Raw genomic sequence first — 1,146 nt, 5'->3', positions numbered from 1 at the left:
TGCCCGCACCGAGGAAGTATCCCCCAGAGCTGCGTGATCGCGCCGTCAAGATGGTATTCGACCTGCGTGAGGAGACCGGAGGCAAGGCCGGGGCGATCGCCCGGGTGGCCGACCGGCTTGGCGTGCACCGCGAGGCGCTGCGCTCATGGGTACGGCAGGTGGAAATCGATGAAGGAAAGCGCCCGGGCACCACTTCGAGCGAGGCGCAGCGGATCGCGGAATTGGAACGGGAAGTTCGTGAGCTGCGCCGGGCCAACGAGATTCTGAAGGCGGCGTCCGCCTATTTCGCCCGGGAACTCGACCCGAGACTGCCGCGCTAATCGAGTTCATTGACCTGCATCGGGATCGGTTCGGTGTGGAGCCGATCTGCGCGGTCCTGGAGTTTGCTCCGTCCACCTATCGCGAGGCCAAGCGGCGCGAGCGCGAGCCGTCGGCTCGGGCCTGCCGCGATGAGGAGTTGAAAGTCGAGATCATGCGCGTGTGGGAAAATCCTGGCAGGAAGGTGTACGGGGCGCGCAAAGTCTGGCGTGAATTGAATCGTCAGGGAATTGAGGTGGCGCGGTGCACGGTCGAGCGGCTGATGAGCGAATTAGGTATCGAGGGTGCGTGCGCGCGCCGCAAGCGCCCCCGCACGACGCTGCCGGCCGGTGGGGAGCTGCCTGCTGACCTGCTGGAGCGGGACTTCGCTGCGCCGGCGCCGAACCGTCGCTGGGTGGCCGACCTGACGTATGTGCCGACTGCGTCGGGGTGGGTGTACACGGCATTCGTGATGGATTTGTATTCGCGGATGATTGTCGGTTGGGAGGTTGCCGATAATCTGCGGGCAGATCTGGCGTTGTCGGCGCTGGAAATGGCGATATGGTCGCGCCGCGAGAGCCTGAATGGTGATCTGGTGCATCATTCTGATCGGGGTGTGCAATACACGTCGATCTGCTATAGTAAGCGTCTGGCGGAGATCGGCGCGGTGCGCTCGGTTGGCAGCAAGGGTGATTCTTACGATAACGCTGCTGCCGAGTCGCTGAACAGTCTGTACAAGAAAGAGCTCATCGACTTTCGCGGCGGCTGGCAGGGTGTCACCGACGTGATGCTTGAAACCATGGAATGGGTTGCCTGGTACAACGAGACGAGGCTCCACTCGTTCTGTGG

The 1,146-nt window shown here is 63.0% G+C and carries 1 pseudogene and 1 other annotated feature; the pseudogene reads left to right on the top strand.

What is annotated here, in order from left to right:
• Positions 1–1,146: pseudogene (locus ABGB18_RS49310) on the top strand (IS3 family transposase); the annotation flags it as partial.
• Positions 278–391 (top strand) — a sequence feature (AL1L pseudoknot). It overlaps the preceding pseudogene by 114 nt.

The organism is Nonomuraea sp. B12E4 (genome assembly GCF_039871825.1).
Lineage (GTDB): Bacteria > Actinomycetota > Actinomycetes > Streptosporangiales > Streptosporangiaceae > Nonomuraea.
The sequence above is the reverse complement of the archived record's forward strand: the minus strand, read 5'-3'. Positions and strand labels throughout refer to the sequence as shown.